24 protein-coding genes and 1 tRNA gene are annotated in these 25,310 nt (G+C 71.2%); 10 read left to right on the top strand and 15 right to left on the bottom strand.

What is annotated here, in order from left to right; all coding sequences use genetic code 11:
- Positions 1-73 precede the first annotated feature (73 nt).
- Positions 74-295, bottom strand: coding sequence for a hypothetical protein (locus tag ACFWWU_RS22170; protein ID WP_384147544.1), 222 nt, complete (start codon positions 293-295; stop codon positions 74-76).
- A gap of 198 nt (positions 296-493) precedes the next feature.
- Between ACFWWU_RS22170 and ACFWWU_RS22165 the strand changes: the two genes are divergently transcribed.
- Positions 494-1,252, top strand: a complete 759-nt coding sequence (locus ACFWWU_RS22165; RefSeq protein WP_384147543.1) for a GntR family transcriptional regulator — start codon at positions 494-496, stop codon at positions 1,250-1,252.
- Here ACFWWU_RS22165 and ACFWWU_RS22160 read toward each other — a convergent pair.
- On the bottom strand, positions 1,194-2,003 hold the full coding sequence (locus tag ACFWWU_RS22160) for an MBL fold metallo-hydrolase (protein ID WP_384147542.1): 810 nt from the start codon (positions 2,001-2,003) through the stop codon (positions 1,194-1,196). The two genes, ACFWWU_RS22165 and ACFWWU_RS22160, sit on opposite strands and share 59 nt — an antisense overlap.
- Positions 2,004-2,126: 123 nt before the next feature.
- On the opposite strand from ACFWWU_RS22160, the gene ACFWWU_RS22155 reads away from it, so the two are divergent.
- Positions 2,127-2,576: a lamin tail domain-containing protein gene (locus ACFWWU_RS22155; protein WP_384147541.1), complete on the top strand. Its 450-nt coding sequence runs from the start codon at positions 2,127-2,129 to the stop codon at positions 2,574-2,576.
- Between the two features lie 57 nt (positions 2,577-2,633).
- Here ACFWWU_RS22155 and ACFWWU_RS22150 read toward each other — a convergent pair whose 3' ends face one another.
- On the bottom strand, positions 2,634-3,167 hold the full coding sequence (locus ACFWWU_RS22150; RefSeq protein ID WP_384147540.1) for a DUF4231 domain-containing protein: 534 nt from the start codon (positions 3,165-3,167) through the stop codon (positions 2,634-2,636).
- Positions 3,168-3,357: 190 nt separating this feature from the next.
- Positions 3,358-3,432: transfer RNA gene (locus tag ACFWWU_RS22145), tRNA-Val, on the bottom strand.
- Positions 3,433-3,608: 176 nt separating this feature from the next.
- Here ACFWWU_RS22145 and ACFWWU_RS22140 point away from each other — a divergent pair.
- The 3 genes from ACFWWU_RS22140 to ACFWWU_RS22130 all read left to right on the top strand — a co-directional run bounded on the left by ACFWWU_RS22140 (position 3,609) and on the right by ACFWWU_RS22130 (position 6,418).
- On the top strand, positions 3,609-4,364 hold the full coding sequence (locus ACFWWU_RS22140; RefSeq protein WP_384147539.1) for a DUF4097 family beta strand repeat-containing protein: 756 nt from the start codon (positions 3,609-3,611) through the stop codon (positions 4,362-4,364).
- Positions 4,365-4,493: 129 nt separating this feature from the next.
- Positions 4,494-5,819 (top strand): hypothetical protein, encoded by a 1,326-nt coding sequence (locus ACFWWU_RS22135; protein ID WP_384147654.1) that lies wholly within the window; start codon positions 4,494-4,496, stop codon positions 5,817-5,819.
- A 377-nt stretch (positions 5,820-6,196) separates the two neighbouring features.
- On the top strand, positions 6,197-6,418 hold the full coding sequence (locus ACFWWU_RS22130; protein ID WP_384147538.1) for a zinc ribbon domain-containing protein: 222 nt from the start codon (positions 6,197-6,199) through the stop codon (positions 6,416-6,418).
- 18 nt (positions 6,419-6,436) lie between these two features.
- Here ACFWWU_RS22130 and ACFWWU_RS22125 read toward each other — a convergent pair whose 3' ends face one another.
- Genes ACFWWU_RS22125 through ACFWWU_RS22115 form a run of 3 tightly spaced genes read right to left on the bottom strand, consistent with a single transcriptional unit; the run spans position 6,437 to position 11,196 of the window.
- Positions 6,437-7,270: an HAD family hydrolase gene (locus ACFWWU_RS22125; protein WP_384147537.1), complete on the bottom strand. Its 834-nt coding sequence runs from the start codon at positions 7,268-7,270 to the stop codon at positions 6,437-6,439.
- On the bottom strand, positions 7,267-9,981 hold the full coding sequence (locus ACFWWU_RS22120; protein ID WP_384147536.1) for a phosphoribosyltransferase domain-containing protein: 2,715 nt from the start codon (positions 9,979-9,981) through the stop codon (positions 7,267-7,269). The genes ACFWWU_RS22125 and ACFWWU_RS22120 overlap by 4 nt, the downstream gene beginning before the upstream one ends.
- Positions 9,982-9,999: 18 nt before the next feature.
- Positions 10,000-11,196 (bottom strand): HpcH/HpaI aldolase/citrate lyase family protein, encoded by a 1,197-nt coding sequence (locus tag ACFWWU_RS22115; RefSeq protein ID WP_384147535.1) that lies wholly within the window; start codon positions 11,194-11,196, stop codon positions 10,000-10,002.
- A gap of 186 nt (positions 11,197-11,382) precedes the next feature.
- Between ACFWWU_RS22115 and ACFWWU_RS22110 the strand changes: the two genes are divergently transcribed.
- The gene (locus tag ACFWWU_RS22110; protein WP_384147534.1) at positions 11,383-12,273 is read left to right on the top strand and encodes a TerD family protein; all 891 of its coding nucleotides are present in this window, start codon (positions 11,383-11,385) and stop codon (positions 12,271-12,273) included.
- 129 nt (positions 12,274-12,402) lie between these two features.
- Here ACFWWU_RS22110 and ACFWWU_RS22105 read toward each other — a convergent pair whose 3' ends face one another.
- The 6 genes from ACFWWU_RS22105 to ACFWWU_RS22080 all read right to left on the bottom strand — a co-directional run bounded on the left by ACFWWU_RS22105 (position 12,403) and on the right by ACFWWU_RS22080 (position 16,811).
- Complete coding sequence (locus ACFWWU_RS22105; RefSeq protein ID WP_384147533.1) at positions 12,403-13,140, bottom strand: Tellurium resistance; 738 nt, start codon at positions 13,138-13,140, stop codon at positions 12,403-12,405.
- Between the two features lie 108 nt (positions 13,141-13,248).
- A complete protein-coding gene (locus tag ACFWWU_RS22100; protein ID WP_384147532.1) occupies positions 13,249-14,406 on the bottom strand; it encodes a DUF475 domain-containing protein in 1,158 nt (385 codons plus the stop codon).
- Positions 14,407-14,435: 29 nt separating this feature from the next.
- Entirely contained in the window at positions 14,436-15,011 is a 576-nt protein-coding gene (locus tag ACFWWU_RS22095) for a TerD family protein (RefSeq protein ID WP_384147531.1), read from the bottom strand.
- A gap of 82 nt (positions 15,012-15,093) precedes the next feature.
- Positions 15,094-15,669, bottom strand: a complete 576-nt coding sequence (locus ACFWWU_RS22090) for a TerD family protein (RefSeq protein WP_317594642.1) — start codon at positions 15,667-15,669, stop codon at positions 15,094-15,096.
- Between the two features lie 136 nt (positions 15,670-15,805).
- Positions 15,806-16,264, bottom strand: coding sequence for a peroxiredoxin (locus tag ACFWWU_RS22085; protein WP_384147530.1), 459 nt, complete (start codon positions 16,262-16,264; stop codon positions 15,806-15,808).
- Between the two features lie 124 nt (positions 16,265-16,388).
- A complete protein-coding gene (locus tag ACFWWU_RS22080) occupies positions 16,389-16,811 on the bottom strand; it encodes a DUF3052 domain-containing protein (RefSeq protein WP_329623697.1) in 423 nt (140 codons plus the stop codon).
- Between the two features lie 438 nt (positions 16,812-17,249).
- On the opposite strand from ACFWWU_RS22080, the gene aceE reads away from it, so the two are divergent.
- Both aceE and ACFWWU_RS22070 read left to right on the top strand, forming a co-directional pair.
- On the top strand, positions 17,250-19,982 hold the full coding sequence (gene aceE, locus ACFWWU_RS22075; protein ID WP_384147529.1) for a pyruvate dehydrogenase (acetyl-transferring), homodimeric type: 2,733 nt from the start codon (positions 17,250-17,252) through the stop codon (positions 19,980-19,982).
- Between the two features lie 89 nt (positions 19,983-20,071).
- Positions 20,072-20,845, top strand: a complete 774-nt coding sequence (locus ACFWWU_RS22070; protein ID WP_384147528.1) for a potassium channel family protein — start codon at positions 20,072-20,074, stop codon at positions 20,843-20,845.
- On the opposite strand, the gene ACFWWU_RS22065 is transcribed toward ACFWWU_RS22070, so the two are convergent.
- Complete coding sequence (locus ACFWWU_RS22065) at positions 20,826-21,227, bottom strand: peptidase inhibitor family I36 protein (RefSeq protein ID WP_384147527.1); 402 nt, start codon at positions 21,225-21,227, stop codon at positions 20,826-20,828. The genes ACFWWU_RS22070 and ACFWWU_RS22065 overlap by 20 nt on opposite strands.
- A gap of 155 nt (positions 21,228-21,382) precedes the next feature.
- The gene (locus tag ACFWWU_RS22060) at positions 21,383-22,876 is read right to left on the bottom strand and encodes an MFS transporter (protein WP_384147653.1); all 1,494 of its coding nucleotides are present in this window, start codon (positions 22,874-22,876) and stop codon (positions 21,383-21,385) included.
- Positions 22,877-23,133: 257 nt separating this feature from the next.
- On the opposite strand from ACFWWU_RS22060, the gene ACFWWU_RS22055 reads away from it, so the two are divergent.
- Positions 23,134-23,793, top strand: coding sequence for a TetR family transcriptional regulator (locus ACFWWU_RS22055; protein ID WP_384147526.1), 660 nt, complete (start codon positions 23,134-23,136; stop codon positions 23,791-23,793).
- Positions 23,794-24,041: 248 nt separating this feature from the next.
- Positions 24,042-25,265 carry an alpha/beta hydrolase gene (locus ACFWWU_RS22050; protein ID WP_384147525.1) on the top strand — a complete coding sequence of 408 codons (1,224 nt, stop codon included), beginning with the start codon at positions 24,042-24,044 and terminating at the stop codon, positions 25,263-25,265.
- Positions 25,266-25,310 lie beyond the last annotated feature (45 nt).

Raw genomic sequence — 25,310 nt, 5'->3', positions numbered from 1 at the left:
GACCGAGCACACGGCCACGGAGCGTCACAGCTCCCCGCCTCCCCCTCGCTCCAGGGCGAGGGGAGCCTCGCTGTCAGGACAGGCCGCGTCTGCTGCGCGCGTTGATCTCGGCGGCGCGGGCCCGCAGCTCGCGCAGGGGCGTGGCGAGCTGTACGTCGGCGGGCTCGGCCTGCCACTCGGCGCCGCCGTGGACGGCGCGGATCAGAAAGCGCCCGGAGACGCTCTCCATATAGAAACCGACCCGCCCGGTGGCGGTGTCGCGGACGAGGTCACCGACCTCTGGCAGTGGCTGCACGCGTCCCCTCCGTCCCGTCCGTACCGAATCCCGAATCCTGGGGACCACCTAGAGAAGCGGGGACACCCCGCCCTGTCAACGTATCTCTAGAGATGTCCCCCGATGGATGGATCGACCCGGCGGGACGGCGCACACGTGTGCACCCTGGCCGGGGGGTGCGCCGTAGGGTGTCCCGCAGATGAAGGGAGTGGTCCACCCGTGACTGACCAGGACAGTGCTCGTCGGCCCAAGTACCAGCGCATCGCCGACGAGTTGAGGACGGCGATCCAGTCAGGCGCCTTCGCGCCGGGCGACCGGCTCCCCGGCGAGAACGACCTCATGTCGACCTACGAGGTGGCCCGGATGACGGCACGCCAGGCCCTCTCCGTCCTGCGCAACGAGGGGCTGGCCGAGGCCCGCAAGGGTGCCGGGGTCTTCGTCCGGGTCTTCCGCCCGCTGCGCCGCCGGGGCATCCCGCGCCTCGCCGGGGACCTCTGGGGCAGCGGCCGCTCGGTCTGGTCGGCGGACGTGGAGGACCGGACCCTGGTGGTCGACCGGATCGAGGTGGCGGAGACGGCGGCCGGAGCGAGGGTCGCGGCGGCGCTGAACCTCGCGCCGGGTGCGCCGGTCTGCGTTCGCAGCCGCCGCTTCGTCCTGGACGCCAAGCCGGTCCTGCTGTCGGTCTCGTACCTCTCCGCGGAGCTGGTGCGCGGGACGCCGATCACGGAGCCGGACACGGGTCCGGGCGGCACCTACGCCCGGCTGACCGAGCTGGGGCACCGGCCGGTCCGCTTCCGCGAGGAGATCCGCTGCCGGATGCCCACGGCGGACGAGTCGGACCGGCTCGCCCTGGAGTTCGGCACTCCGGTGGTCCTGATCGGGCGCACGGCGTTCACGGCGCCGGGGGTCGCGGTGGAGCTCAACGAGATGACGCTCGACTCGTCGTCGTACGTCCTGGAGTACGACTTCGACGCGTGACCTCGAACCGCGCGCCGGGGTCGGCATGGGCGACCTCGCCGGAGAACTCGGCGGCGGCCAGCGCGACGGCCTCGGCGGGCTCGACGCCGGACCCCACATGGGTCACGACGAGCCGCCCGGCACCGGCCGCGGCGGCGCTCCGCCCGGCCTGTGCGGCGGAGTGGTGCCCGGACCCTTCCCCGTCGGCCTCGCAGACGAACAGATCGCACTCCCGGGCGAGTTCGACGAGCGAAGGGCAGGGCTCGCAGTCACCGGAGTAGACGAGAGAACCCCCGTTCTCGTCCTCGACGCGCAGGGCGAAGGCGTCGGGCCCCGCGTGTTCGACGCCCCGCGACCGCAACGTCAGCCCACCGAGGCGGGCGACATGCCCGTCGTACAACTCCTCGACGGCGAAGGCCTTCTCGACGGGACTGCGCTCGGGCCCGTTCGTCAGGAAGCCGGCGAGGCGGTCGGCGATCCCGACGGGCCCGAAGAGAGCCACCGGCACCGACACCTCAAGCCCCGCGTACAACAACGCGTAGTAGGCGGTGAGCAGATCGGCGCTGTGGTCGGCATGAAGATGCGAGATCCAGACGGCGTCGACGTCCCCGAGCGTGACGTATCGCTGGAGCTCCGCGAGGGTGCCGGTCCCGGCGTCCACCCACACACGGACGCCGCCGCCCTCGACGAGAAGGCCGGAACAGGGGTTGTCCGGCCGGGGGAAGGGGGTGGCGGACCCGAGGACGGTGACCCGCAGCGCATCAGGCTCCATGCCCTCACCCTAGAGCGCCGCCCCCACCGTGGCCGAATTGTGCGGAGGGGGTGAAGGGCGTGCGTATCCTGTGTGCTCGCCGGGCCCCATCGGCGGGTGCCCGGCAGAAACTGAGGGACATTCATGCTTCGTGCACGCACGCTCGCGGCCGTGACCGCGGCCGCCGCCTCCGGCGTTCTGCTGCTTCCTTCGCCGGCCCAGGCCGCCGGCTCGGTCCACCTGTACAAGATCTACTACGACAGCCCGGGCTCGGACCTCCGCTCGAACACGAGCCTCAACGGCGAGTACGTGCAGATACGCAACACGACGGGCGCCGCGGTGAACCTGCGGGGTTGGACGGTCACGGACGCCGCCAACCACAAGTACACCTTCGGCTCGTTCACCCTCGGCAAGGGCAAGATCGTGACGGTCCGCACGGGCCGCGGGACGAACTCGTCCGCGAACGTCTACCAGAACCGCGGCGCGTACGTCTGGAACAACGACAAGGACACGGCGACGCTGCGCAAGTCGAACGGCACGTGGGTCGACAACTGCTCGTACAACTCGACGCGGGTCGACTACAAGTGGTGCTGACCCCGCACCGCACCTGACGAACCGCGGGGCCCGGCGACCCCGGGCCCCGCGGCGGCCTCAGGAAGGCTCCGACTCCTGCCGAGCGGCCGGAACACCATGCTGCGCCACATCGGCATTGACCTGCCCACCAAGCGTCATCACATTCAACGTCGCCGAATTCTCGCCGGCGATGGCCCGCTCGACCCGGGCGACGAGCGCGGAGAACGCCTCCCGCTTCGACAGGCCGTGGTAAGGCCCCACCTTGGTCTCGAAGTAGACCCGCTCGTGCCCGAGCAGCTGCTCGGTCGACCGGTAGTTCTTCCACTGCTCGCGGTAGCGGTACACGCTCTCCAGCGACACGGCGGCGACGACCACGACGCTCAGCACGGTGGCCGTGGCCCGCGCGAACGCGAGGTCCACGTTCACGAACACCGGCACGAGCGCCCCACCGACGACGGACACGGTCCGCATCCGCAGATGCATCGCCTTCATCCGGGTCGCCTTCACGTCGTACCACTCCTGGTACTGCGCGAGCCGGGTCTCGACGTACCGCTCCGACGTCATCTCACCGCTCTGCACCACGGATTCGGGCGCGTCCCCCACCTCAGCCATGCCCGGAGTACACCCGCCCGGTCAGGCTCACGTCAACTCTTCACCCGCTCGCACGACGGCCGCCCGGACCGCACCCCACCCACAACGAAAGCACCCGGCCGCGCTGCCCGCTTCCTGGTGGGCCGGAGTCGATTCCAGAAAGACAAGACGCCAAAGGCCCCTCGCCATGATCGGCGAGGGGCCTTTTCCCTGGTGGGCGCGGACGGTTTCGAACCGCCGACATCTGCTTTGTAAGAGCAGCGCTCTACCCCTGAGCTACGCACCCGTGGAAGAGGCAACAGCCTACATGGCCGACGGGGCGTGGCCGAATCCGTTGGCTGGGGTGGGTGGCGGGCGGGGGGTAGCCCCACCCTTCGGACGGTGGGTCGCCGGATCGTGACGGGGGGTGGCGGGCTCGTACCGTCGACGGACCGACGTTTTCTCCTGGGGGTTCGACTCGCCATGAACACACGCCACCCGTTCCTCGCCGCCGGCGGGGTCCTCGTCGCTCTGTTCGCGCTCAGTGCCTGTGGGACGGCCGATGCCGGTGAGGCGCCGGTCGAGAAGAGGACGTTCGCGTTCGACGGGGGCGCGCTCACCGTCGACTCCGACGACGCCGACCTCGTCATCACGTCCGCCGACGTCGACGACGTCCTCGTCGAGCGGCAGGTCGACGGGTGGGTGTTCATGGGGTCGGGGCCCGACGCGAGTTGGAAGCTGGAGGGCGGGCGGCTCACGCTCCGCGTCGACTGCGACGCCGTCGCCTCCCACTGTTCCGCCGTGCACCGCGTCCAGGTGCCGCGCGATGTCGCCGTCACCGTCGAGAACAAGAACGGGGACGTCACCGCGGAGGGCTTCGCCACGCCCTTGAAGGTGCGGTCCGACGACGGGGACGTACGGGTGGCCGCGAGCACCGGGGCCCTCGACCTCGGCACCAAGGACGGCGACCTCGCCGTCGAGGGCGGCAGCAGCGCCCAGGTCCTCGCCCGGTCCGACGACGGCGACATCCGGATCGCCCTCGGGGCCGTGCCCCGCCGCGTCGACGTGGTCACCAAGGACGGCGACATCGACGTCACCCTGCCCACGGCCGAGTACGAGGCCACCGGCGCCAGCGCGGACGGCGACGTCCGCGTCGACGTACCGCGCCGCGACGGAAGCGAGCACTCCGTGAGCGTTCGCAGCGACGACGGTGACATCGTCGTACGAACGGCGAACTGACCGGCCCGTGTGTTCGTCCTTACCGGGTGGGAGAATGAACCGGACCGGAGACGGCGGACACAGCACGGGGAGAGGTACGTGGCGGCGAGCGACGGCAGGACGCCCCCTGGGGGCAGTGCGACGCGCAGGATTCCGTCCACCTTCCGGCTGGCCCTCGCGCTGCCGCTGCTGGTCGGGGCGCTGCTGCCGCAGGCCTTCGCCGGGGGCGGTACGCGTCGCTGGTTCGGCGGGCGCGGGGAGGGCCAGCGGGCCGAGGCGCAGGCCGCCAAGGACGCCGCCGCGGCCGCCTTCTACGAGCTCGACACCGCCCAGCGCGGGCTGCGGATCTCCATCGAGACGATCACCGCTGTCGACAGCTCGCCCGACGCGCGCCACGCGGTGGAGGGCTTCGAGGCCCTCGGGCGCCGGATCGACGAGGTCAGCCACCTCTACATCAGCGCCGTCGACGCCCATGACCTCGACCGTGACGAGCTCGACGCCGCCACCGCCGGGCGCGCCCGCACCGAACTGAGCGCCGCCAAGGACGAGCTGGACCGGGTGAAGGGTGAGCTCGACCGGTTCGAGCAGGGCCTTGCGCCGCTCCTCGACCGCGCCGAGACCCAGCTCGCCCGGCTCGCCCCCGCCGTCGAGCGGGCCCGTCAGGCGCTGCGCGGCGCGAGCGGCGCACTCGACGCCGTACGGGACGGAGGGCTGCGCGCCGACGACCTCGCGCTGCGGCTCGCCCAGCTCGGGCCCGAACTGACCCGGCTCAACGAAGGCGCCGGACGCCACGGCATCGCCGAGACCCTCCAGCGCGCCGACCGCGTCCTGCGGGACGCCGAGGCCGTACGCGCCGAGGCCGAGCGGCTGCCGCAGCGCGCCGCCGAGATCGACCGGCGGCTCGTCTCCCTCCGTACCCGTACCGAAGCGCTGACCACCCGTTCCGAGGGCGTCGAGCCGGTCCTCTCGGAGCTGCGGCGACGGTTCTCCGCCGCCTGCTGGCAGGACCTCCAGCACGTACCCGAGCAGGCCGCCGAAACGCTCCGGCAGGCCGAGCAGCGGCTCACCGAGGCCGCGAAGGCCCGCGCGGAGCAGCGCTGGCCCGACGCGACCTCCCTGCTCTCCACCGTCCGCGCGCTCCTCGACTCGACCGACGAGGCCGTATCGGCGGCCGGGGACCGGCTGCGCCGCCTGAACGCCGTCGCGAAGGACCCGAAGGCGGAGACCGACCGCGCCCGGTTCGCGGTACGGGACGCCCAGCGGCTGGCGATGGCGGGGCGCAACACCCCCGACCCGCGACACGCCCGCCCCCTCGACGAGGCCGTCGCCCGGCTCGACCGGGCCGTCGGCACGCTGGAGGGCCGCCACCCGGACTACTGGCACTTCCTGACCGAGCTGGAGGCCGTCCGCGCCGACGCCGCCCGCGTCGTCGAGCAGATCCGAGAGGATCGCGGCACCGCCGCCGCCGGTCATTGAGTCGCCTGTGCGGTCTCGGTCGCCGAGCCCCCGCCACCTGTCGATGAGCCCCCGCCGGTCGGTCGCCGAGCCCGCGCGGTCAGTCGTTGGTCCAGCGCGGTCCGTCGCTGGACCGACGTGGTCAGTCGCTGGACCAGCGCGGTCCGTCGCTGGACCGACGTGGTCAGTCGCTGGGCCCGCCGCCGGCTGAGCCCCCGCGGTCCGTCCCTGAGTTCCCACGGTCGGTCGCTGGACCATCGCGGTCCGCCGCTGTGCCCGCGCCGCCGGGTCACTGAGCCCCCGCCGCCGGCGAGTGAGCCAGGCCCGCGGCGGGCGCGCCGAACCCGCAGGGCTTTGGGGCACTGCCCTCCGCGCCCGCCCGCCGCTAGCCTGTCCCCATGCCTCGTTACGAATTCCGCTGCCGCACCTGCGGCGACACCTTCGAGCTCAGCCGTCCCATGGCCGAGTCCTCCGCCCCCGCCGCCTGTCCCGCCGGGCACGACGACACCGTGAAGCTGCTCTCGGCCGTGGCCGTCGGCGGTAGCAGCACCGCCGCCCCCACGCAGGGCGCGGGCGGCGGCGGTGGCGGTGGCTGTTGCGGTGGGGGCTGCTGCGGCTGACCCCCGCCGAGGAGGCGGCTAGGCGGCCGCCGCCGCGCGCAAGCGGCGGAGGATCTCCTCCCCCGCCGCGACCCCGCGTTCCACGAGGACGTCGAGGTGGGGGGCGGTCCACTCGCTCTCGGCGAGTTCGCCGTGGCCGGGGCGCCATGCCCGGTCCGCGGCCATCAACAGGTCGGCGTCGAGGAGCGAGTCCCCCGCCGCCAGGGTCAGCGTGGCGCCGATGCGGCGGGCGACCTCGCGGACGGCCGCGCTCTTGGTGAGCGGCTTCGGCACCGCGTACACCTTGCGGCCCTGGAGCGAGACGGTCCAGCCGCGCTCCCCCGCCCACGCGCCGAAGCGGCCCAGCCACTCCACGGGGAGCCGCTCGCGCTCGACGACGAGGTAGGCGAAGAGGTCCTCGGCCACCCGGTGCTTGCGGACCCACGACAGGTCCGTGGTGGCGGTGAGGTAGGCGCGGATCTCGGAGAGCGGCGCGCACTCCTCGGCCAGCCGGTTCACCACCGTCGCGTGCCAGTCGCGGTCGGAGACGCCGTCGACGAGGATGTGCCCACCGTTCGCGCAGATCGCGTACTTCGGTGTGGCCCCCGGGAGTTGGATGCGCTGGTACTGCTTGCGCGTCCGAGTCGTCGTGGGGACGAAGACGGTCTCGTCGGCCAGCCGCGCGAGGAGGCCGGCCGCGTCCTCGGTCATGTAGGAGAGCGGCTTCGACTCGTGGACCTCGACGCAGAGGAGCCGGGGCGCCTGGGCGTCGGGCATGCCGAGGGCGAGGGCCGCGCTCGAGTAGATGAGGGTGCGGTCGAGGTCGCTCGCGACCAGGGTCGTGCCCGGGGCCGGGTTCAGTGGCGTACTCACTGGGACACCACCGCCTTGCCGTCGGCGCCCGTCGCGCCCCTCGTGTACTGAGGGTGAATCAGACCGACGCAGGTGTACGGGAGTTCGTCGACCTCCTCGACGGGCACACCGCGCTGCTCGGCGAGCAGGCGGACGTGCGCGAGGTCGGCGCCTGCACCCCGCTTGGCGAGGATCTTCCAGGGGACGCGGCGCAGCAGGACGCGGGTGGTCTCGCCGACGCCGGGCTTGACCAGGTTGACGTCGTGGATGCCGTACTCCTCGCTGATCCGCTCGACGGCGGCCCAGCCCTCCCAGGTGGGGGTGCGGTCGGCGGCGAGGAGTTCCTTGACGTCCACGTCGACGGTCTCGGCGACCTCGTCGAAGTGGGCGGCGACGGCGTCGAGGAAGGCGCCGGAGACATCGGAACCGGCCAGCTCGCGGTAGAACTTGGCGCCGTGGAAGTCGTTCGGTCCGACGAGGTCGGAGCGGAGCACGGTGCGGGATATCAGGCCGGAGACCGTGGAGTTGAGGCAGGCGGAGGGGATGAGGAAGTCCTCGCGGGTGCCGTACGTGCGGACGCAGGAGCCGGGGTCGGCGAGCACCGCGATCTCCGGGTCGAAGCCCGGGACACCGTCCGCGCTCGCCTCGAACTCCTTGATCGCCTCGGCGAGTTCGCGGGTGATGGCGCCCTTGCCGGTCCAGCCGTCGACGAACACGACGTCGGCGGGGTCGTGGTGGGCGGCGAGCCAGCGCAGCGCGTTGGCGTCGATGCCGCGGCCGCGCACGATGGAGACGGCGTAGTGCGGGAGGTCGAGGCCGTGGCGGGCCTGCGCCCAGCGGCGCATGAGGACGCCGACGGGGGTGCCGGCCCGCGCGAGCGAGACGAGTACGGGGTCGCGGCCGGGGCGCTCGGCGAGGACGGTCTCGGTGACGGTGCCGACCGCGCGGGCTATTCGGGCGGCGGAACCCTCCAGGGCGGAGTGGAAGAGGTCCTGGTAGCGGGCGCTGGGCTGGTATTCGACGGGGAGCGATTCGGCGTAGTGCGCGCCGCCGCTCTGGATGGCTTCCTCGCGTTCCTCGGTGGGCGCCTCCAGCTCGACGTCCGAGAGGTCCTGGAGCAGCCAGCCGACCTCCTCGGGTGCGTACGAGGAGAAGGCGGGGCCGCGGAGGGGCTCGGGCAGCATGGAGCTCCTTTCGGGAGCTTCGGAGACCGTGGGCGTGTACGAGGGGACGACCGTGAGCACGACGCGCGGGACGTGTGCGGCGAGCTGGGCGAGCAGGCCGTCCGGGGCGTGCAGCTCCGGGGTGTCGGCGGCGGAGTCGACGACGAGGACGACGGCGTCGAAGCCCGCGCCCGCCACGTTGTAGGCGTAGCGCTCGCCGGGGCCGTCGGCCGGGTCGTCGTGGGCAGGGAAGACGAGCCGGGTGCGTATCGCGTAGCCGGGGTCGTCGACGGCGAGGACCGGTGAGCGGGTGGTGGTGGAGTAGCGGACGTCGTGCCCGGCGTCCTCCAGGGCGCCGGCGAGGCGCAGCGGCGCGTACATCAGCTCCTCGAAGCCGAGAACGAGAACGCGGGGGGCGCAGGGGCCGCCGGGGGCGCCAGGGGCCAGGCGGGTGACGGTGTCGCTCCCGGCGGCGGGTGCTTGCGGTGTCTCCAGGGCCTGCCCGAGGCGGGCGGCCAGGCCGGGCAGGGCCGCTTCCAGGCGGTCGCGCTGCTCGGGCGTGAACCCGTGCCGCCCGCCGTCGGGCAGTCCCGCGGGCCAGTCGAGCGCCACCCGTACGGGATCGGGCATCGTCCCGCCGACGGCCGCCGGCGCCGCGGGCACGGTCTCGGGCCCCGCGGGCACGGTCTCGGGCCCCGCGGGCACGGTCTCGGGCGCCGGGGACTCGGCCTCCGACCCTGCCCCGGGCGCCAGGGGCTCGGCCTCCGGCCCCGCCTGCCCGATAGCCGGCCCCACGTGCGCGGCCTCCGGCCCCGCCTGCCCGGTCGTCCCCGCGCCCGCCTGCCCGGTCGTCCCCGCGGCCGCGTGCGCGGACTCGTGTTCCGCCACCAGTGCGCGGCCCTTCTCCAGGACCCCCTCGGGGAGGCGTACGGTCCCGGCGGCCGCGGCGATCAGGTCGACACGGGCGCCGATCTCCTCCGCGAAGGCGTCCAGGCGGCCGAGGTCGGCGGCGGAGCGCATGTCGACGAGGGCCACGACGACGTACCGCTCGCGCGGGTAGCGGGCGTGCAGGTCCCGGATCGTGTTGAGGACGGTGTTGCCGGTGGAGAACTCGTCGTCGACGAGGACCAGCGGCCCGCCGCAGGCGAGGAGCTTGGGGTCCTCGGGCAGCAGGAGGTGCGAGGTCGCGTGCGAGTGGGACTCCTCGAAGCCGCCCGCGCGGGCGACCCCGGCCACCGGCCGCCGGGTGGAGTGGAGGTACGGGGCGAGGCCGAGGCCGTCGGCGACGGCGTGGCCCAGGGCCGTGGCGGTCTCCGCGTAGCCGAGGACGACCGAGCGTCCCGCCTCCTCGTCGCCGAGGAGCTCGCGGACGCGTACGCCGAGGCCGAGGCCGGAGCCGTACACGACGGAGGGCCGCTGCGGCACGTGCTTGCCGAGCACGCTGGAGACGAGCAGGTGCGCCCGTTTGGGGTTACGACGCAGTGCGAGGCCCAGCAGGGCCGGTAGCTCCTCGCCGCCGATCAGTTCGACGCCCAGTCGCTCCGCGACCCACGTTCCGGTCCACACCACGTCGTCGACGTCCTTTCGTCAGCCGGCAAGTCCGGCGGTGAGCAGATCCACGAAGCCGACGTCTTCCTTCGCGACGCCGAAGACCTCGGCGCGCAGGAGGATGCGTTCGGCCCACGCGCGATGCGGCTTCACTTCGTTCATCTTGTTCGTATACGCGGAGCGCAGCACCCCGCCGCCGCCCTGTTCGGGCCGCAGGATGTCCTGGGCGTCGCTCCACTCCTCGTGGCTGACCACGGAGAGCGCGTGCACCGGCACCACGTGGGTGGGGTGGATGCAGGTCTTGCCGAGCAGGCCGTTCGCGCGGTCGAGCTCGATCTCGCGCAGCAGTCCGTCGAGGTCGTGCTCGATGAGGGCGGTGCGCAGGTCCTCGGCCCGGCCCTCCAGGAAGGGGCTGCGGCGCAGCTGCGGCTTGAACATGCGCTCGCCGGGTCGGAAGTACTCCCAGACGGGCCCGGTGACGGTGAAGCCGGTGCCGTCGGAGCGGCCGAGGACGTTGACGACGTCGGCGATGACGTTGGCGACGATCTTGACGTCGTAGGCGGTCATGTCGGGCGAGCGGCGCAGGCCGTAGGCGGAGCAGAAGTCGGTGACGCCGAGGCGCAGGGCGAGGACGCGGTCGCGGTACTTGCCGGTGATCGAGGCGATGCCGGCGAGGGTCTCGGCCCGGGTCTCCAGGTGGAGGAGCTCGGGGGACTCCAGGACGGGCATGGCGAAGAGGCGCCTGCCGCTCGTCCGCTCGGCCAGGGTGAGCGCTTCGAGGAAGGCGCGGCCGCGGGTCTCGGTGAATTTGGGCAGTACGAATCCGGACAGCAGCCGGACCGTTTCCCCCAGCCGGGCGACGAGGTCGGTGATCTGGCGCGGATCGCGGACCCGGATGAAGAGCAGGGGTACGTCCGTGGCGGTGCCCGTGGCGGTGTCGGCGTCCGTCACGGTCCCGGCGGCGAGGTCGGCGAACTGCCGGACGAGGTTGGTCTCGCCCTCCTCGACGTCGGCGTCGCTGATGGAGTCCTCCAGGCAGAGCACCATGGAGACCACTCCGCGCGCCGCCTGTTTGCGGATGTCGTCGGCCAGCCGCGGCCGGGTGGCCGGGCTGTAGAGCGTGGCACCGAGGGCCACGGCGAGCGTGCGCGCGGGCGAGTCGGCCGTGAACTCGGCCGGCTCGCTGTGGAACAACCCGGTCCGCGTTGCGGACGGGATGTGCCCGAAATGACGCATGTAAGTCTCCCGTCTGCCCCTCTGGGCCCTGACGACATGTGGCCGGTAATAGTACGTAGGTGCGGGTGTCCGTAGTTCCCCTCGTGCATGAAATTCAGGTAACTCGTCAGCATCCGTCATACCGTCCCGGTATCGGTGGCGCCCCCGCGTTGTCCGCGGGTCGGGCGGGAGGGCAGGATTGCGGTCATGACGCACGCGATGCTGAAGGGCTCCAACGTCCCTCTCGACACCGCGGCCGTACGGGCCGTGCTCTGCTGGACCCCGGGCCCCGGGGTCCCCGACGTGGACGCCTCGGCCCTGCTCCTGGGTGCCGACGGGCGCGTGCGGTCCGACGAGGACTTCGTGTTCTACAACCAGCCTCGCCATCCCTCGGGGTGCGTGCGGCGGCTGCCGAAGAAGCGGGTGGCCCAGGGGCTGACGGACACCGTGGAGGCCGATCTGGCCAACCTGGCGGCCTCGGTCGACCGGGTGGTCGTCGCGGCCTCCTCCGACGGCGGAACCTTCCGGTCCGTCTCCGACCTGCGGATTCTGCTGTACGACGCGACGGCCGGACCGGAAGGCGAGCCGCTGGCGCTGTTCGACGTGACGGCGGAGACCGGCGAGGAGACGGCGGTCATCTGCGGCGAGCTGTACCGGCGCGGCGACGGCTGGAAGTTCCGCGCGGTGGGGCAGGGCTATCCGACGGGCCTCGTCGGCCTCGCCACGGACTTCGGCATCTCGGTCGACGAGGACGCCGAGGAGGCGGCCCAGGAAGCCGCCCAGGAGGCCGCTCAGAGGCTCCAGGACCTCCCCGAGGCCCAGGAGGGCGCGACCGGCGCCCCGGCCCCGGATTTCCCCGTCGCCGGGTCCCCGGATCTCGACGCGACCGTGGTCCACGCCCCCGTACCGCCGCAGCCGACGGCGCCGCCCGTGCCGGACCGGGCGCCCGCCTACGGGTACCCGCAGCCGCCGGTGAACGCCCCGGCCCCGAACCCGGCTCCCGCCTACGGCTACCCGCAGCCCGTCCACCGGCCGGATCCGCACGCGGCTCCGGAGTTCCGGATGCCGCCCATGGGCCCCCAGTTCGTCAGGCCCTGAGAACCGGGGGATTCCTAAGGCCCCGGGGTCCCCTGAGACCGTGGTGGAGATCCCTGAGCACTCAGGGATCCCCGAGCCATTGGGGGTCCCTGAGACCGTCGGGGTCCCTGAGACCGTGGGGAGCACCGGTCACGCCTTGGTCTTGTAGCCGCGTCCCCACTGGAGTCCCCAGCCGTACAGCCGGTCCAGCTCGGCCTGGAAGCCGTAGACGAACCGCACCTCGCGGCGGACCGTGAGGTCGCCCTTGACGTTGTCCACGGAGAAGACCGCGCAGGAGCGGGCCTGCGGGGCGCGCTCGTCGAGGTCGATCTCGATCCTGGGGCCGTTGCTGGGATAGAGCGTGATCTTGGCGTGCGTACGGTCGAAGGCCGGCGTCTGGTCGTAGATGTACACGAAGAACAGCAGGCGTTTGATCTCGTCCCGCTGGTCCAGGTTGACGAAGATCGTCTCCCCGGAGGAGCCGCCGAAGCGGTCGTCGCCGCTGAGCTTCACGTACGGGGCGCCGTTCAGGTCGCCGAAGAAGCCGCCGAGCGGCTGCACCACGCCCTTGCTGCCGTCGGTGAGCTCGTAGAGGCAGCCCAGGTCCAGGTCGACGTTGACCATGCCCTGGGTATGCGCCTGGACGACCTCGGGCTTGAAGAACTGGGAGGGGTTGCGGAGCAGCCGACCGCTCTGGCGCGAGCGCCCTTCGAGGTCGGAGGTCCGCATCCGCCAGGAGAGGTTCACCCGGAGGTTGCCGGTCGCGGCGCCCTGCTTGGTCAGCGAGACCGACGGGCGCCGCTTCGTCAGGTCGATCGTGTTCGACGCGGTGCCGCCCATGTCGAACTGCGCCGCTCGCCCCGGAAACAGGTTGTCCCAGAAGGCCATGACGCCCCCACCCCCCACTGATCGCACACTCGTCATCGCGCACATGCCTGCGGGGCGGCCGGGTGCACCGACCGCCCCGCAGTGAAGCGTTCCTCGTTACCGGGGGTGTCACACCCCGGAGGACACCTCGGTCTTCTCTCCCGAACCGCCCTTGCCGCCCGCGCCGCCCTCGGCCGCCGCGAGCCGCTTGTTGCGGCGGACGGAGGACCAGAAGGACCAGCCGATGAGGGCGACGCCGATGCCGCCGGTGACGATCTCGGGGATCTGGTAGCGGATGGAGATCATGAGGATCGCGGCCAGGGCGCCGATCGCGTAGTGGGCGCCGTGCTCCAGGTAGACGTAGTCGTCGAGGGTGCCCTGACGGACCAGGTAGACCGTCAGCGAACGGACGTACATGGCGCCGACGCCGAGGCCGAGCGCCATCAGGACGATGTCGTTGGTGATGGCGAAGGCGCCGATGACGCCGTCGAAGGAGAAGGAGGCGTCGAGGACCTCCAGGTAGAGGAACATGAAGAAGGCGGCCTTGCCGGCCAGCTGGACGGCGGAGACCTTCTTGCCGCTGCGCTTGGCCTCTTCCTCCGCCTCGTGCTCGCGCTCCTCTTCCTCCTCCAGCTTGTTCTCGAAGTAGCTGGAGAGACCGCCGACGACGAGGTACGTGATGAGACCGAAGACGCCCGAGAGCAGGACCGTCGACGCCGCGTCGATGTGCGTACCACCGTGCTGGTGGGCATGGGTCGCGAAGGTCATGGCGCTGATCGCCAGGACGATGAGGGCGATGCAGACCGACAGCATGTCGATCTTGCCGAGCTTGGCCAGCGGGCGCTCCAGCCAGCCGAGCCACTTGATGTCACGGTCCTCGAAGATGAAGTCGAGGAAGATCATCAGCAGGAACATGCCACCGAAGGCCGCGATCGACGGGTGCGCGTCGGTCACGAGCTGCTCGTAGCGCTCGGCGTCGTTGAGAGCGAGATCGACGGCCTCGATGGGGCCGATCTTGGCGCTGATCGCGACGATCACGACGGGGAAGACCAGTCGCATGCCGAAGACGGCGATGAGCACACCGATGGTGAGGAAGATCTTCTGCCAGAAGGCATTCATCTTCTTCAGGATTCCGGCGTTGACCACCGCGTTGTCGAAGGACAGCGAGATCTCGAGGACGCAGAGGATCGCGACGATCCCGAATGCCTCCCACCCCCCGTAGAGCATCGCTGCGACCAGACCGAGCGCAGTGATCGCGAACGACCAGCCGAAGGTTTTCAGAACCACTGTCTACCCCATCGTGAAATTACATGGCTTTACGAAACGTTGACCCCGAAGTCTAGAGCGATGCCCCGCAGCCCGGACGCGTACCCCTGACCGACCGCTCTGAACTTCCATTCGCCGTTGTAGCGGTAGAGCTCGCCGAAGATCATCGCGGTCTCGCTCGAGGCGTCCTCGGAGAGGTCGTAGCGGGCGAGTTCCTGACCGTCCAGCTGGTTCACGACCCGGATGAAAGCGTTGCTGACCTGACCGAAGCTCTGCCCGCGGTTGTCGGCGTCATGGATCGAGACCGGGAAGACGATCTTGTCGCAGTGGGCCGGGACCTGGGTGAGGTCCACGATGAGGGACTCGTCGTCCCCGTCACCCTCGCCCGTGAGGTTGTCGCCGGTGTGCTCGACGGAGCCTTCGGGGCTGCGGAGCTGGTTGTAGAAGACGAAGTACTCGTCCCCCAGCACGCGGCCGGCCTGGCACAGCAGGGCGCTGGCGTCGAGATCGAAGGGGGCTCCGGTGGTGGAACGCGCGTCCCAGCCGAGCCCGACGAGGACCTTGGTGAGGTTGGGAGCGGCCTTGGTGAGGGAGACATTGCCCCCCTTGGCGAGTGTGACACCCATGCTGTGGTTCCTCCCCGGTGGTGATGAGGCACGTCCGGCGCCGCACGGAAGGTGCGGCGCCGGACGGTTCGATCGGTTCGGCTCAGACGTTGACGCCGAAGTCCGCCGCGATACCGCGCAGACCCGAGGCATACCCCTGACCGACGGCGCGGAACTTCCACTCCGCGCCGTGGCGGTACAGCTCGCCGAAGACCATGGCGGTCTCGGTCGAGGCGTCCTCGGAGAGGTCGTAGCGGGCGATCTCGGCGCCGCCGGCCTGGTTCACGACGCGGATGAACGCGTTGCGCACCTGGCCGAAGGACTGCTGGCGGTTCTCGGCGTCGTAGATCGAGACCGGGAAGACGATCTTGGTCACGTCGGCCGGCACGGTCGCCAGGCTGACCTTGACCTGCTCGTCGTCGCCCTCGCCCTCGCCGGTGAGGTTGTCACCGGTGTGCTCGACCGAGCCGTCGGCGCTCTTCAGGTTGTTGAAGAAGACGAAGTCCTGGTCGTTGCGGACCTTGCCCTCTTCGCTCACCAGGATGGCGCTGGCGTCGAGGTCGAAGTCCGTACCGGTGGTGGTACGGACGTCCCAGCCCAGACCGACGGTCACGGCGGTGAGGCCAGGGGCCTCCTTGGTCAGCGAGACGTTGCCGCCCTTGCTGAGGCTGACTCCCACGAGTCCCTCCATACGTTTTCAGGGGCAGCGCCCCAGTCGTGCGTTGGCATCGGATCAACGAGTGGATCCTAGTGACCGGTTCCCGGTCGAAACAGTCGATTCGCCCGGCGAATCCGAGGTGTCGGCCGGGGCCGGCTCAGATGGCGTCGAGCGCCTTGACGTACTCGCCGAGGTCGCGGGCGTCCGGAAGGGCGTTCACGACGGTCCAGCGGACGACGCCCGCCTTGTCGATGATGAAGGTGCCGCGCACCGCGCAGCCCTTCTCCTCGTCGAAGACGCCGTAGGCCCGGGAGGCCTCGCCGTGCTTCCAGAAGTCGGAGAGCAGCGGGAAGTCCAGGTCCTCCTGGTCGGCGAAGACGCGCAGGGTGTGGATCGAGTCGTTGGACACGGCGAGGAGCTGGGTGTCGTCGTTGACGAACTTCGGGAGGTTGTCCCGCAGCTCGCGCAGCTCGCCCGTGCAGACGCCGGTGAAGGCGAAGGGGTAGAACAGCAGCACCACGGTCTTCTCGCCGCGGAACCCCGAGAGCTTCACGGTGCGTCCGTGGTTGTCCTTCAGCTCGAATTCCGGGGCCTCGGTGCCGACCTCGATCGCCATCGCCCATGCATCCCTTCGCCGGAACCCGGCCCAGATCTTGGGCCGAATCGGTGAGGCCCAGCCTACGGCCTGTGCGCGAAAGCCCCCGCCGACGAACCGGCGGGGGCTTCTCGCTACATGGTGATCAGCGCTTGGGGGCCACCAGACGGGCGCCCGCCCAGTCCTTGGCGACGCTGATGCTCTTGGTCTGGGAGAGACCAGCAGTCTGCGCGGCATCGTTGATATCGCTCGGCTCGATGTAGCCGTCACGGCCGGTCTTCGGCGTCAGCAGCCAGATCACGCCGCCGTCCTCCAGAAGACCGATGGCGTCCACCAGTGCGTCGGTGAGATCACCGTCCTCGTCGCGGAACCAGATGACAACGGCGTCGGCGACGTCGTCGTACTCCTCGTCCACGAGCTCGGCGCCGATGATGGACTCGATGCCTTCACGGAGATCCTGGTCGACGTCGTCGTCGTAGCCGATCTCCTGGACCACCTGGCCAGGCTCGAACCCCAGCCTCGCTGCCGGGTTGGTCCGCTCCTCCGCGTGGTCCGCGGTCGCGCTCACGGCTTGCCTCCTGCTCATTCGGTAAATGCTGTGGGCCACGCGTATGCGCGTGACGCTGGCCGTAGTCCACACGTGCCGGGGCTCATCGCGCAAGTACTGGGCCCCGGAGACCGCCGAAACGGTGACGTTTGGGGCCGTCTCGCCCCAACTTCCGGCACGCTCCGACCGCCCTCCGTGATCAGTCCCACATGATTCATCCCGGTTTACGGACTTCTGAGTTTTCAGTCTGCCGAACGCCTGGACGAAACGCATGCGCGGGTTGAGCGTAAGGTTGCGATTTGAACACATCCGAACACGTGGAGGACACCGCGGACACCGCTGGGCACCTCGTTGGGGTTACCCCTCGGTAAATGTGACGTCTGGCGTCGACGGGGTACACGATGGACATCCCGACCACTCCGTGGCCCCGTGGGCACCACCGAACAGCGAAGGAAGAGCGTGGCTCCCGGATCCGATCGCAACCCGATCATCATTGGCGGCCTTCCCAGCCAGGTCCCGGATTTCGACCCGGAAGAGACCCAGGAATGGCTCGACTCCCTCGACGCTGCCGTCGACGAGCGGGGCCGGGAGCGGGCCCGCTACCTCATGCTCCGCCTGATCGAGCGGGCACGCGAGAGGCGCGTGGCCGTGCCCGAGATGCGCAGCTCGGACTACGTCAACACGATCGCCACCAAGGACGAGCCGTTCTTCCCCGGCAATGAGGAGATCGAGCGCAAGGTCCTCAACGCCACGCGGTGGAACGCGGCCGTGATGGTCTCGCGCGCGCAGCGGCCGGGCATCGGCGTCGGCGGTCACATCGCCACGTTCGCCTCCTCGGCCTCCCTCTACGACGTCGGCTTCAACCACTTCTTCCGCGGCAAGGACGAGGGCGACGGCGGCGACCAGATCTTCTTCCAGGGGCACGCCTCCCCCGGCATCTACGCCCGCGCCTACCTCCTGGACCGGCTGAACGACACCCAGCTCGACGGCTTCCGCCAGGAGAAGTCGAAGTTCCCGAACGGCCTTTCGTCGTACCCGCACCCCCGGCTTATGCCGGACTTCTGGGAGTTCCCGACCGTGTCGATGGGCCTCGGCCCGCTCGGCGCGATCTATCAGGCCCGGATGAACCGGTACATGGAGGCGCGCGGCATCGCGGACACCTCCAAGTCGCACGTCTGGGCGTTCCTCGGCGACGGCGAGATGGACGAGGTCGAGTCGGTCGGCCAGCTCTCCATCGCCGCCCGTGAGGGCCTGGACAACCTGACCTTCGTCGTCAACTGCAACCTCCAGCGGCTCGACGGCCCGGTCCGCGGCAACGGCAAGATCATCCAGGAACTGGAGTCGATCTTCCGGGGCAACGGCTGGAACGTCATCAAGCTGATCTGGGACCGCTCCTGGGACCCGCTGCTCGCGCAGGACCGCGACGGCATCCTGGTCAACAAGTTCAACACCACCCCGGACGGCCAGTTCCAGACGTACGCCACGGAGACCGGCGGCTACATCCGCGACCACTTCTTCGGCGACGACCACCGGCTGCGGGCGATGGTCGAGTCCATGTCGGACAAGCAGATCCTGCACCTGGGCCGCGGCGGCCACGACCACAAGAAGATCTACGCGGCCTACGCGGCGGCGAAGGCGCACGCGGGCCAGCCGACGGTGATCCTCGCCCAGACCGTCAAGGGCTGGACGCTGGGCCCGAACTTCGAGGGCCGCAACGCGACCCACCAGATGAAGAAGCTGACGGTCGACGACCTGAAGCGCTTCCGCGACCGGCTGCACATCCCGGTGACGGACCGGCAGTTGGAGGACGGCCTGCCGCCGTACTACCACCCGGGCCGGAACTCCGAGGAGATCCAGTACATGCACGACCGGCGCAGCGCGCTCGGCGGGTACGTGCCGACCCGTGTCGTGAGGGCGAAGCCGCTGGTCCTCCCCGACGACAAGACCTACGCGGCGGCCAAGAAGGGCTCGGGTCAGCAGTCGATCGCCACCACCATGGCCTTCGTCCGCATCCTGAAGGACCTCATGCGGGACAAGGAGATCGGCAAGCGCTTCGTGCTGATCGCCCCCGACGAGTACCGCACCTTCGGCATGGACGCCTTCTTCCCGAGCGCCAAGATCTACAACCCGCTGGGCCAGCAGTACGAGGCGGTGGACCGCGAACTCCTCCTCGCCTACAAGGAGTCGCCGACCGGCCAGATGCTGCACGACGGCATCTCCGAGGCCGGCTGCACGGCCTCGCTGATCGCCGCGGGCTCGGCGTACGCCACGCACGGCGAACCGCTGATCCCGGTGTACGTCTTCTACTCGATGTTCGGTTTCCAGCGGACCGGCGACCAGTTCTGGCAGATGGCGGACCAGCTGGCGCGCGGCTTCGTGCTCGGCGCCACCGCCGGCCGCACGACGCTGACCGGCGAGGGCCTCCAGCACGCGGACGGCCATTCTCATCTGCTCGCCTCGACCAACCCGGCCTGCATCGCCTACGACCCGGCCTTCGGTTTCGAGATCGCGCACATCGTCAAGGACGGCCTGCGCCGGATGTACGGCCCGGCCGCCGAGGACGTCTTCTACTACCTGACCGTCTACAACGAGCCGATCCAGCACCCGGCCGAGCCGGCGGACGTGGACGTCGAGGGCATCCTCGCCGGCATCCACCGCTTCAAGCCGGCCGAGGCCGGTGTGATCCCGGCGCAGATCATGGCCTCCGGTGTCGCCGTGCCGTGGGCGATCGAGGCGCAGCGGATCCTCGCCGAGGAGTGGAACGTACGGGCCGACGTCTGGTCCGCGACCTCGTGGACCGAGCTGCGCCGCGAGGCCGTGGCCGTCGAGGAGCACAATCTGCTCCACCCCGACGAGGAGCAGCTCGTCCCGTACGTGACGCGCAAGCTCCAGGGCGCCGAGGGCCCGTTCGTGGCGGTCTCGGACTGGATGCGCTCGGTCCCGGACCAGATCTCCCGCTGGGTGCCGGGCCAGTACACCTCGCTGGGCGCGGACGGCTTCGGCTTCGCGGACACGCGGGGTGCGGCCCGTCGCTACTTCCACATCGACGCCCAGTCGGTCGTGCTCTCGGTGCTGACCGAGCTCGCCCGCGACGGCAAGGTCGACCGGTCGGCGCTGAAGCAGGCCGTGGACCGCTACCAGCTGCTCGACGTGGCGGCCGCCGACCCGGGCGCCGCGGGCGGCGACGCGTGACCGGACGGGCCTCCTAGCACGGAGGTCCTGGTGAGGGGCGGTGGGACCGATGGTCTCGCCGCCCTTCGGCGTTCTCTACGATGCCCCGCATGAAGGTTCGCTGGAAGAGCTGGGAAAAGCGCACGCAGACACCCCTGCTGGTGCTGGCCGTGGCCTTCGGCATCGCCTATGCCGTGCCGATCGTGGCTCCCGATGCCGCCCCCTGGGTGCACCGGCTGTGCACCCATGTCGAGTGGGCGGTGTGGGCGGCCTTCGCCCTGGACTACGCGGTCCGCCTCGCCCTCGCCCCGGCCCGCTGGGCCTTCGTCCGCTCCCACCCCCTAGATCTGCTCGCGGTCCTGCTGCCGATGGTGCAGCCGCTGCGGCTGCTGCGGGTCGTCTCCACACTCCTCCTCGTGGGCCGGCGGGCCCGGATGGCCCCGCAGATCACGCTCACCACCTATGTGGCGGGCGCGGTCGTCGGGCTGATGATGTTCGGCTCGCTGGCCGTGCTGCACGTCGAGCGGGACGCCCCGGACGGCAACATCAGGACGCTCGGGGACGCGGTCTGGTGGTCCTTCACCACGATGACGACGGTCGGCTACGGCGACCACGCCCCGACCACGGGTCTCGGCCGGGTCCTCGCGGTCGGTCTGATGCTCTCGGGCATCGCCCTGCTGGGTGTGGTCACCGCGAACATCGCGGCCTGGTTCATCGCCCGCTTCGACCGGGACGACGCGGTGGAGCGCCGGCAGACCGAGCTGCTGGAGGCGCTGACCCTGGAGGTGCGGGAGCTGCGCGCGGAGGTGGCGCGCCTCTCCCCGTCGAACGGCCCCCGAGACCTTCCCCGGGACGTCCCCGCCCCTACCGCTCCCACAGCTTGAACGCTCTGACCTCGTAGGGCGTCTGCGGCACCCAGGTCCCCCGCCCCGGGTAGGTCTCGAACTCCCCCACCTCCGCGCACTCCGCCGACTGGTACGTGGTGACCGGCCGGCCCGTGCGGTTCGCGAGGGACTGCGCCGAGGCGCCGGGCGGCAGGGCGACACAGCTCTCGATGTCGGTCGTGGCCAGCTCGTGGCTCTGGACCCGGCCCTTGAAGTCGGGCTTGGGCCAGAGGCAGAGCCGGCCGGGACCGCAGGCCCCGAGGGCGGTCCCGGCCGGCCCGACCGCCGCAGGGGCCGGGGCGGCCGCCAGGAGCCCGGTCAGAAGCGCGGCCAGGACGGCCGCGGCCGCCGTGGCGAGCACGGTCTTCGTATACGAGTACATGCTGATGACCCCCCGTTTCGTCACTCTCTGTAATCACGAGCATGGCGGAGGTCACCCCCGGACGGAAGAGGGGCCGCCCCCGTTCACGCGAACGGGTGACGGCCCCCTACGGGAACCCCGACTACGGACCCCCGGTTACGGGAATCGCGCGGGCGTCAGATGTGACCGCCCATGCCGCCCGCCTCCGCGTTCTCGCCGCGCTTGGTGAGCATGGCGACCAGGGCCGCGACGACAGCGACGCCGCCGGCGACGGTGAAGGCCAGGCCCATGCCCTCCAGGAAGGTGTCGTGGATGACGCCGGCGACCTTGTCGAAGAGGTCGGGGGTCATCCCCGGCGCCTGGGCCAGTTCCGGCGGGGCCATGCCGAACTCGGCGGCCTCCTCCAGCTTCGGATCGGCCGGGACCGGGATGCCGGCCTCCTTCCAGTTGCCCGCGAAGGAGTCCGCGACCTTGGAGGACATGACGGCGCCGAGCACCGCCGTACCGAGCGCGCCGCCGACCTGCATGGCGGCCTGCTGCAGACCGCCGGCGACACCGGAGAGCTCCAGCGGGGCGTTGCCGACGATGACCTCGGTGGCGCCGACCATGACCGGGGCGAGGCCCAGGCCGAGCAGCGCGAACCACAGGGACATCACCAGCGTGCTCGTACCGGACGAGAGCGTGATCATGCCGAACATCGAGACGGCCGTGCAGACCATGCCGCCGACCAGCGGGACCCGCGGGCCGAACTTGGTGATCAGGGCGCCCGCCAGCGGCGAGGAGACGATCATCATCGCGGTCAGCGGAAGCAGGCGCAGTCCGGCGTCGATCGGACCGAGCCCCTTCACGCCCTGGAGGTAGAACGTCACGAAGAACAGGCCGCCCATGAAGGCGAAGGCCATCAGGACCATCAGCACCACGCCGGCCGAGAGCGGCACGGAGCGGAACATGCCCAGCGGGACGAGCGGCTCCTTGACCTTGGTCTCCCAGAAGGCGAAGACCAGGAAGAGCAGCAGCGCGCCGATGATGCAGCCCCACGTCTTGCCGTCGGCCCAGCCCCAGTCCGCACCCGCCTGGATGATGCCCCAGATGAGCGATCCCATCGCGCCGGAGAGCAGCAGGATGCCGAGGACGTCGAAGGAGCGCGGCGCGTTCTCGGCGCGGTGGTCCTTGAGGATCACCAGGCCGAGCACGAGCGCGATCACACCGACCGGCACGTTGATGAAGAAGACGGACTGCCAGCTGACGTGCTCGACGAGGAAACCGCCGAGGATCGGGCCGCCGGCCGTCGAGGCGCCGATGACCATGCCCCAGATGCCGATGGCCATGTTCAGCTTCTCGGCGGGGAAGGTGGCGCGCAGCAGGCCGAGGGCGGCCGGCATGAGGAGGGCGCCGAAGACGCCCTGGAGGACACGGAAGGTGATCACGGCCCCGATCGAGTCGGAGAGGCCGATCGCCCCGGAGGCGACGGCGAAGCCCGCGATGCCGATGAGGAAGGTCTGCCGGTGTCCGAAGCGGTCACCGAGCTTGCCGGCGGTGATCAGGGCGACGGCGAGCGCGAGCAGGTAGCCGTTGGTGATCCACTGGAGCTGGCCCAGCGTGGCGCCGAGGTCGGCCTGGATGGCGGGGTTGGCGATGGCGACGATCGTGCCGTCGAGCGCGACCATCATCACGCCCACGGCGACGCCGAACAGGGTCAGCCAGGGGTGGCCGCGCAGTCCCTTCGCCGGGCCCGGAACGGGTTCCCGGACGCCCCCTTGACCCTGCGGGGCCTTTTCCACGGTGGTCTGACTAGTCATGCGAGTGAGGCTAATGTCAGCCACTGACAATTGACAAAGCGATTCACACGCCGGTAACTGTCACGTAGCTCACAGGTACCCTGACTCGGACGAAACGCCTGAAACGACGCCAGAGAAGAGGATCCTCGTTGACCGTCCCCGCCCCCGGCCTCCGCGAGCGGAAGAAGCAGCGCACGCGCGACGCGCTGATCCGGGTGGCCCTGGAGCTCTTCACCACCCAGGGGTACGAGCGGACCACCGTCGACGAGATCGTCGACGCCGTCGAGGTCTCCCAGCGGACCTTCTTCCGCTACTTCGCCTCCAAGGAGGAGGTCGCCTTCGCCGTCCAGCACATGGTGGAGGCGCTGTTCGTGAGCGCGCTCGAGCAGCGACCGCCCGGTGAGGGACCCTTCGACGCGCTGCGGCACGCCGTCCTCAGCGCCTGGGACCGCACGGGCGAGGCGATCGTCGAGGTCGTCCCCGTCGAGCTGTACCTGCGGACCTTCCAGCTGATCGAGTCGACGCCCGCGCTGCTCGCCGTCCACCTGCGCCGGTCGGCGGAGACCGAGGAGACGATCGCCCGGATCATCGCCGAGCGGGAGGGCCTCGACGTCGACGAGGACCCGCGCCCCCGGATCGCGGTGGCGGCGTTCAGCGGGGTCATGCGGGTGACCGGCCAGATGTGGGTCCGGGGCACGGACCAGAGCTTGGAAGCCATCCGGGCCCTCACCGAGCGCTATCTCGACCACCTCGGCCCGGCGCTCGCCCCGCACTGGCGGAACGGCTCGGCCGGCGACGACGCCCCGTAGGCACGCGCGGCCGGCGGCGGCAGCCCGCAGGCACCGGCGGCCGGTGGCGGTAGCCCGCAGAAGCCCGCGTCAGCGACGCCCCGCACGCACCGACGGCCGACGACGACACCCCGCACGCACCAGCGGCCCGCGGTGGCAGCTCGCGGAAGCCCGCGTCCGGCGACGCCCCGTAGGCGTCCCGTACCGCTCCGAAGTACCCGGCGCCGGCCTTTGAGCCACCCGCGGCGACCCCCGTAGGGTGGCGGCCCGTGACCCCCGCCGACGCCTCGCCCACCCTCGCCGTGACGCGCACGCTCCTCGCGCTCGCCGTCGTGTTCGTGCTGCTCGCGACCACCGGATGGACCACGATCCGGCACCGGTCCGAGCCCGGACCGTCCCGCGAGACCGCGCTCACCGCGTGGGCGCGCGACCGCGTCGGCCACCACCCGCTGCCCGACCCGGCCGTCGCCCCGGCCCGCACGGTCGCCGCGTTCTTCGCCCGGCTCGGGCCGGCCGGCGGCCTCCGGCTCGCCGAGCGGCACCCGCTCGTCGTCGGCAACCTCAACGGCGCCCCCGTCGCGCTCCGCTACCGCGCCAACCGGCTCACCCTCGCGGTGGCCCTCGCCGCCGAGCGGGGCCGGCTCGGCGACTCCCGGCTGACCGCCGACGGCCGGCACGAGGCGCGGCGCCGGGCCGACCGCTTCGCCTCCCTGATGCGGCCGGGCCGCCAGGTCCTCGCCTTCGACCCGACGGGCAAGGGACGCGCGGCCGAGGTCCTCGGCGACCTGGAGCGGGCCCGGCGGGTCTCGGTGATCGTGCCCGGCGTCGACACGACCCTCCTCACCTTCCAGAAGACCCACGGCCGGTACGCGGCTCCCGCCGGCATGGCCGAGGCACTGTTCGCCGCCGAGCGGCGGGCCTCCCCCGGCGCGCGGGTCGCCGTCATCGCCTGGGCCGACTACACCGCGCCCGCCGGGGTCGGCGTCGACGCGATGACCGGCCGGCTCGCCGCGAACGGAGCCGTACGCCTCGTGGAGCTGACCTCGGCGCTGCCCGGGACCGCCCGGGTGGCGCTCTTCTGCCACAGCTACGGCTCCGTCCTCTGCGGGCTCGCCGCGCCCCGGCTGCCCGCCCGGGTGACGGATCTCGCCGTGGCCGGCAGCCCCGGCATGCGGGTGGAGCGCGCGGCGGACCTGGCCACTCCGGCCCGGGTGTGGGCCATGCGGGACGCGGACGACTGGATCGCGGACGTGCCGCACGTGGAGGTGGGCGGGGTCGGGCACGGCGCGGACCCGGTGGAACCGGAATTCGGCGCGCGGCTGCTCTCGGCGGACGGAGCGGTCGGCCACGGCGGCTATTTCGAGCCGGGGACGGAGAGCCTCGGCAACTTCGCCGCGATAGGGGTCGGTTCGTATCAGGACCTGATCTGCGCACGTGCCGACAGCGCTTGCCACCACGGAATATCCGGTGCGGAAGAGGCCCGACGCGCGTAGATCACGGAATTTCCCGACCTTTCACAGGGGCGACGCATGGGCACG

This window comes from Streptomyces sp. NPDC058650, from assembly GCF_042717315.1.
In the GTDB taxonomy this organism is placed as follows: Bacteria; Actinomycetota; Actinomycetes; order Streptomycetales; family Streptomycetaceae; genus Streptomyces.
This window is presented reverse-complemented; position numbering and strand designations above follow the sequence as displayed.

Coding starts and splice junctions, on each gene's coding strand:
- ACFWWU_RS22095 (WP_384147531.1), bottom strand. CDS start 15,011: ATGGGTGTCACACTCGCCAAGGGGGGCAATGTCTCCCTCACCAAGGCC.
- ACFWWU_RS22105 (WP_384147533.1), bottom strand. CDS start 13,140: ATGGCCTTCTGGGACAACCTGTTTCCGGGGCGAGCGGCGCAGTTCGAC.
- ACFWWU_RS22140 (WP_384147539.1), top strand. CDS start 3,609: ATGAACACACGCCACCCGTTCCTCGCCGCCGGCGGGGTCCTCGTCGCT.
- ACFWWU_RS22155 (WP_384147541.1), top strand. CDS start 2,127: ATGCTTCGTGCACGCACGCTCGCGGCCGTGACCGCGGCCGCCGCCTCC.
- ACFWWU_RS22085 (WP_384147530.1), bottom strand. CDS start 16,264: ATGGCGATCGAGGTCGGCACCGAGGCCCCGGAATTCGAGCTGAAGGAC.
- ACFWWU_RS22150 (WP_384147540.1), bottom strand. CDS start 3,167: ATGGCTGAGGTGGGGGACGCGCCCGAATCCGTGGTGCAGAGCGGTGAG.
- ACFWWU_RS22130 (WP_384147538.1), top strand. CDS start 6,197: ATGCCTCGTTACGAATTCCGCTGCCGCACCTGCGGCGACACCTTCGAG.
- ACFWWU_RS22065 (WP_384147527.1), bottom strand. CDS start 21,227: ATGTACTCGTATACGAAGACCGTGCTCGCCACGGCGGCCGCGGCCGTC.
- ACFWWU_RS22110 (WP_384147534.1), top strand. CDS start 11,383: ATGACGCACGCGATGCTGAAGGGCTCCAACGTCCCTCTCGACACCGCG.
- ACFWWU_RS22115 (WP_384147535.1), bottom strand. CDS start 11,196: ATGCGTCATTTCGGGCACATCCCGTCCGCAACGCGGACCGGGTTGTTC.
- ACFWWU_RS22160 (WP_384147542.1), bottom strand. CDS start 2,003: ATGGAGCCTGATGCGCTGCGGGTCACCGTCCTCGGGTCCGCCACCCCC.
- ACFWWU_RS22060 (WP_384147653.1), bottom strand. CDS start 22,876: ATGATGGTCGCGCTCGACGGCACGATCGTCGCCATCGCCAACCCCGCC.
- ACFWWU_RS22070 (WP_384147528.1), top strand. CDS start 20,072: ATGAAGGTTCGCTGGAAGAGCTGGGAAAAGCGCACGCAGACACCCCTG.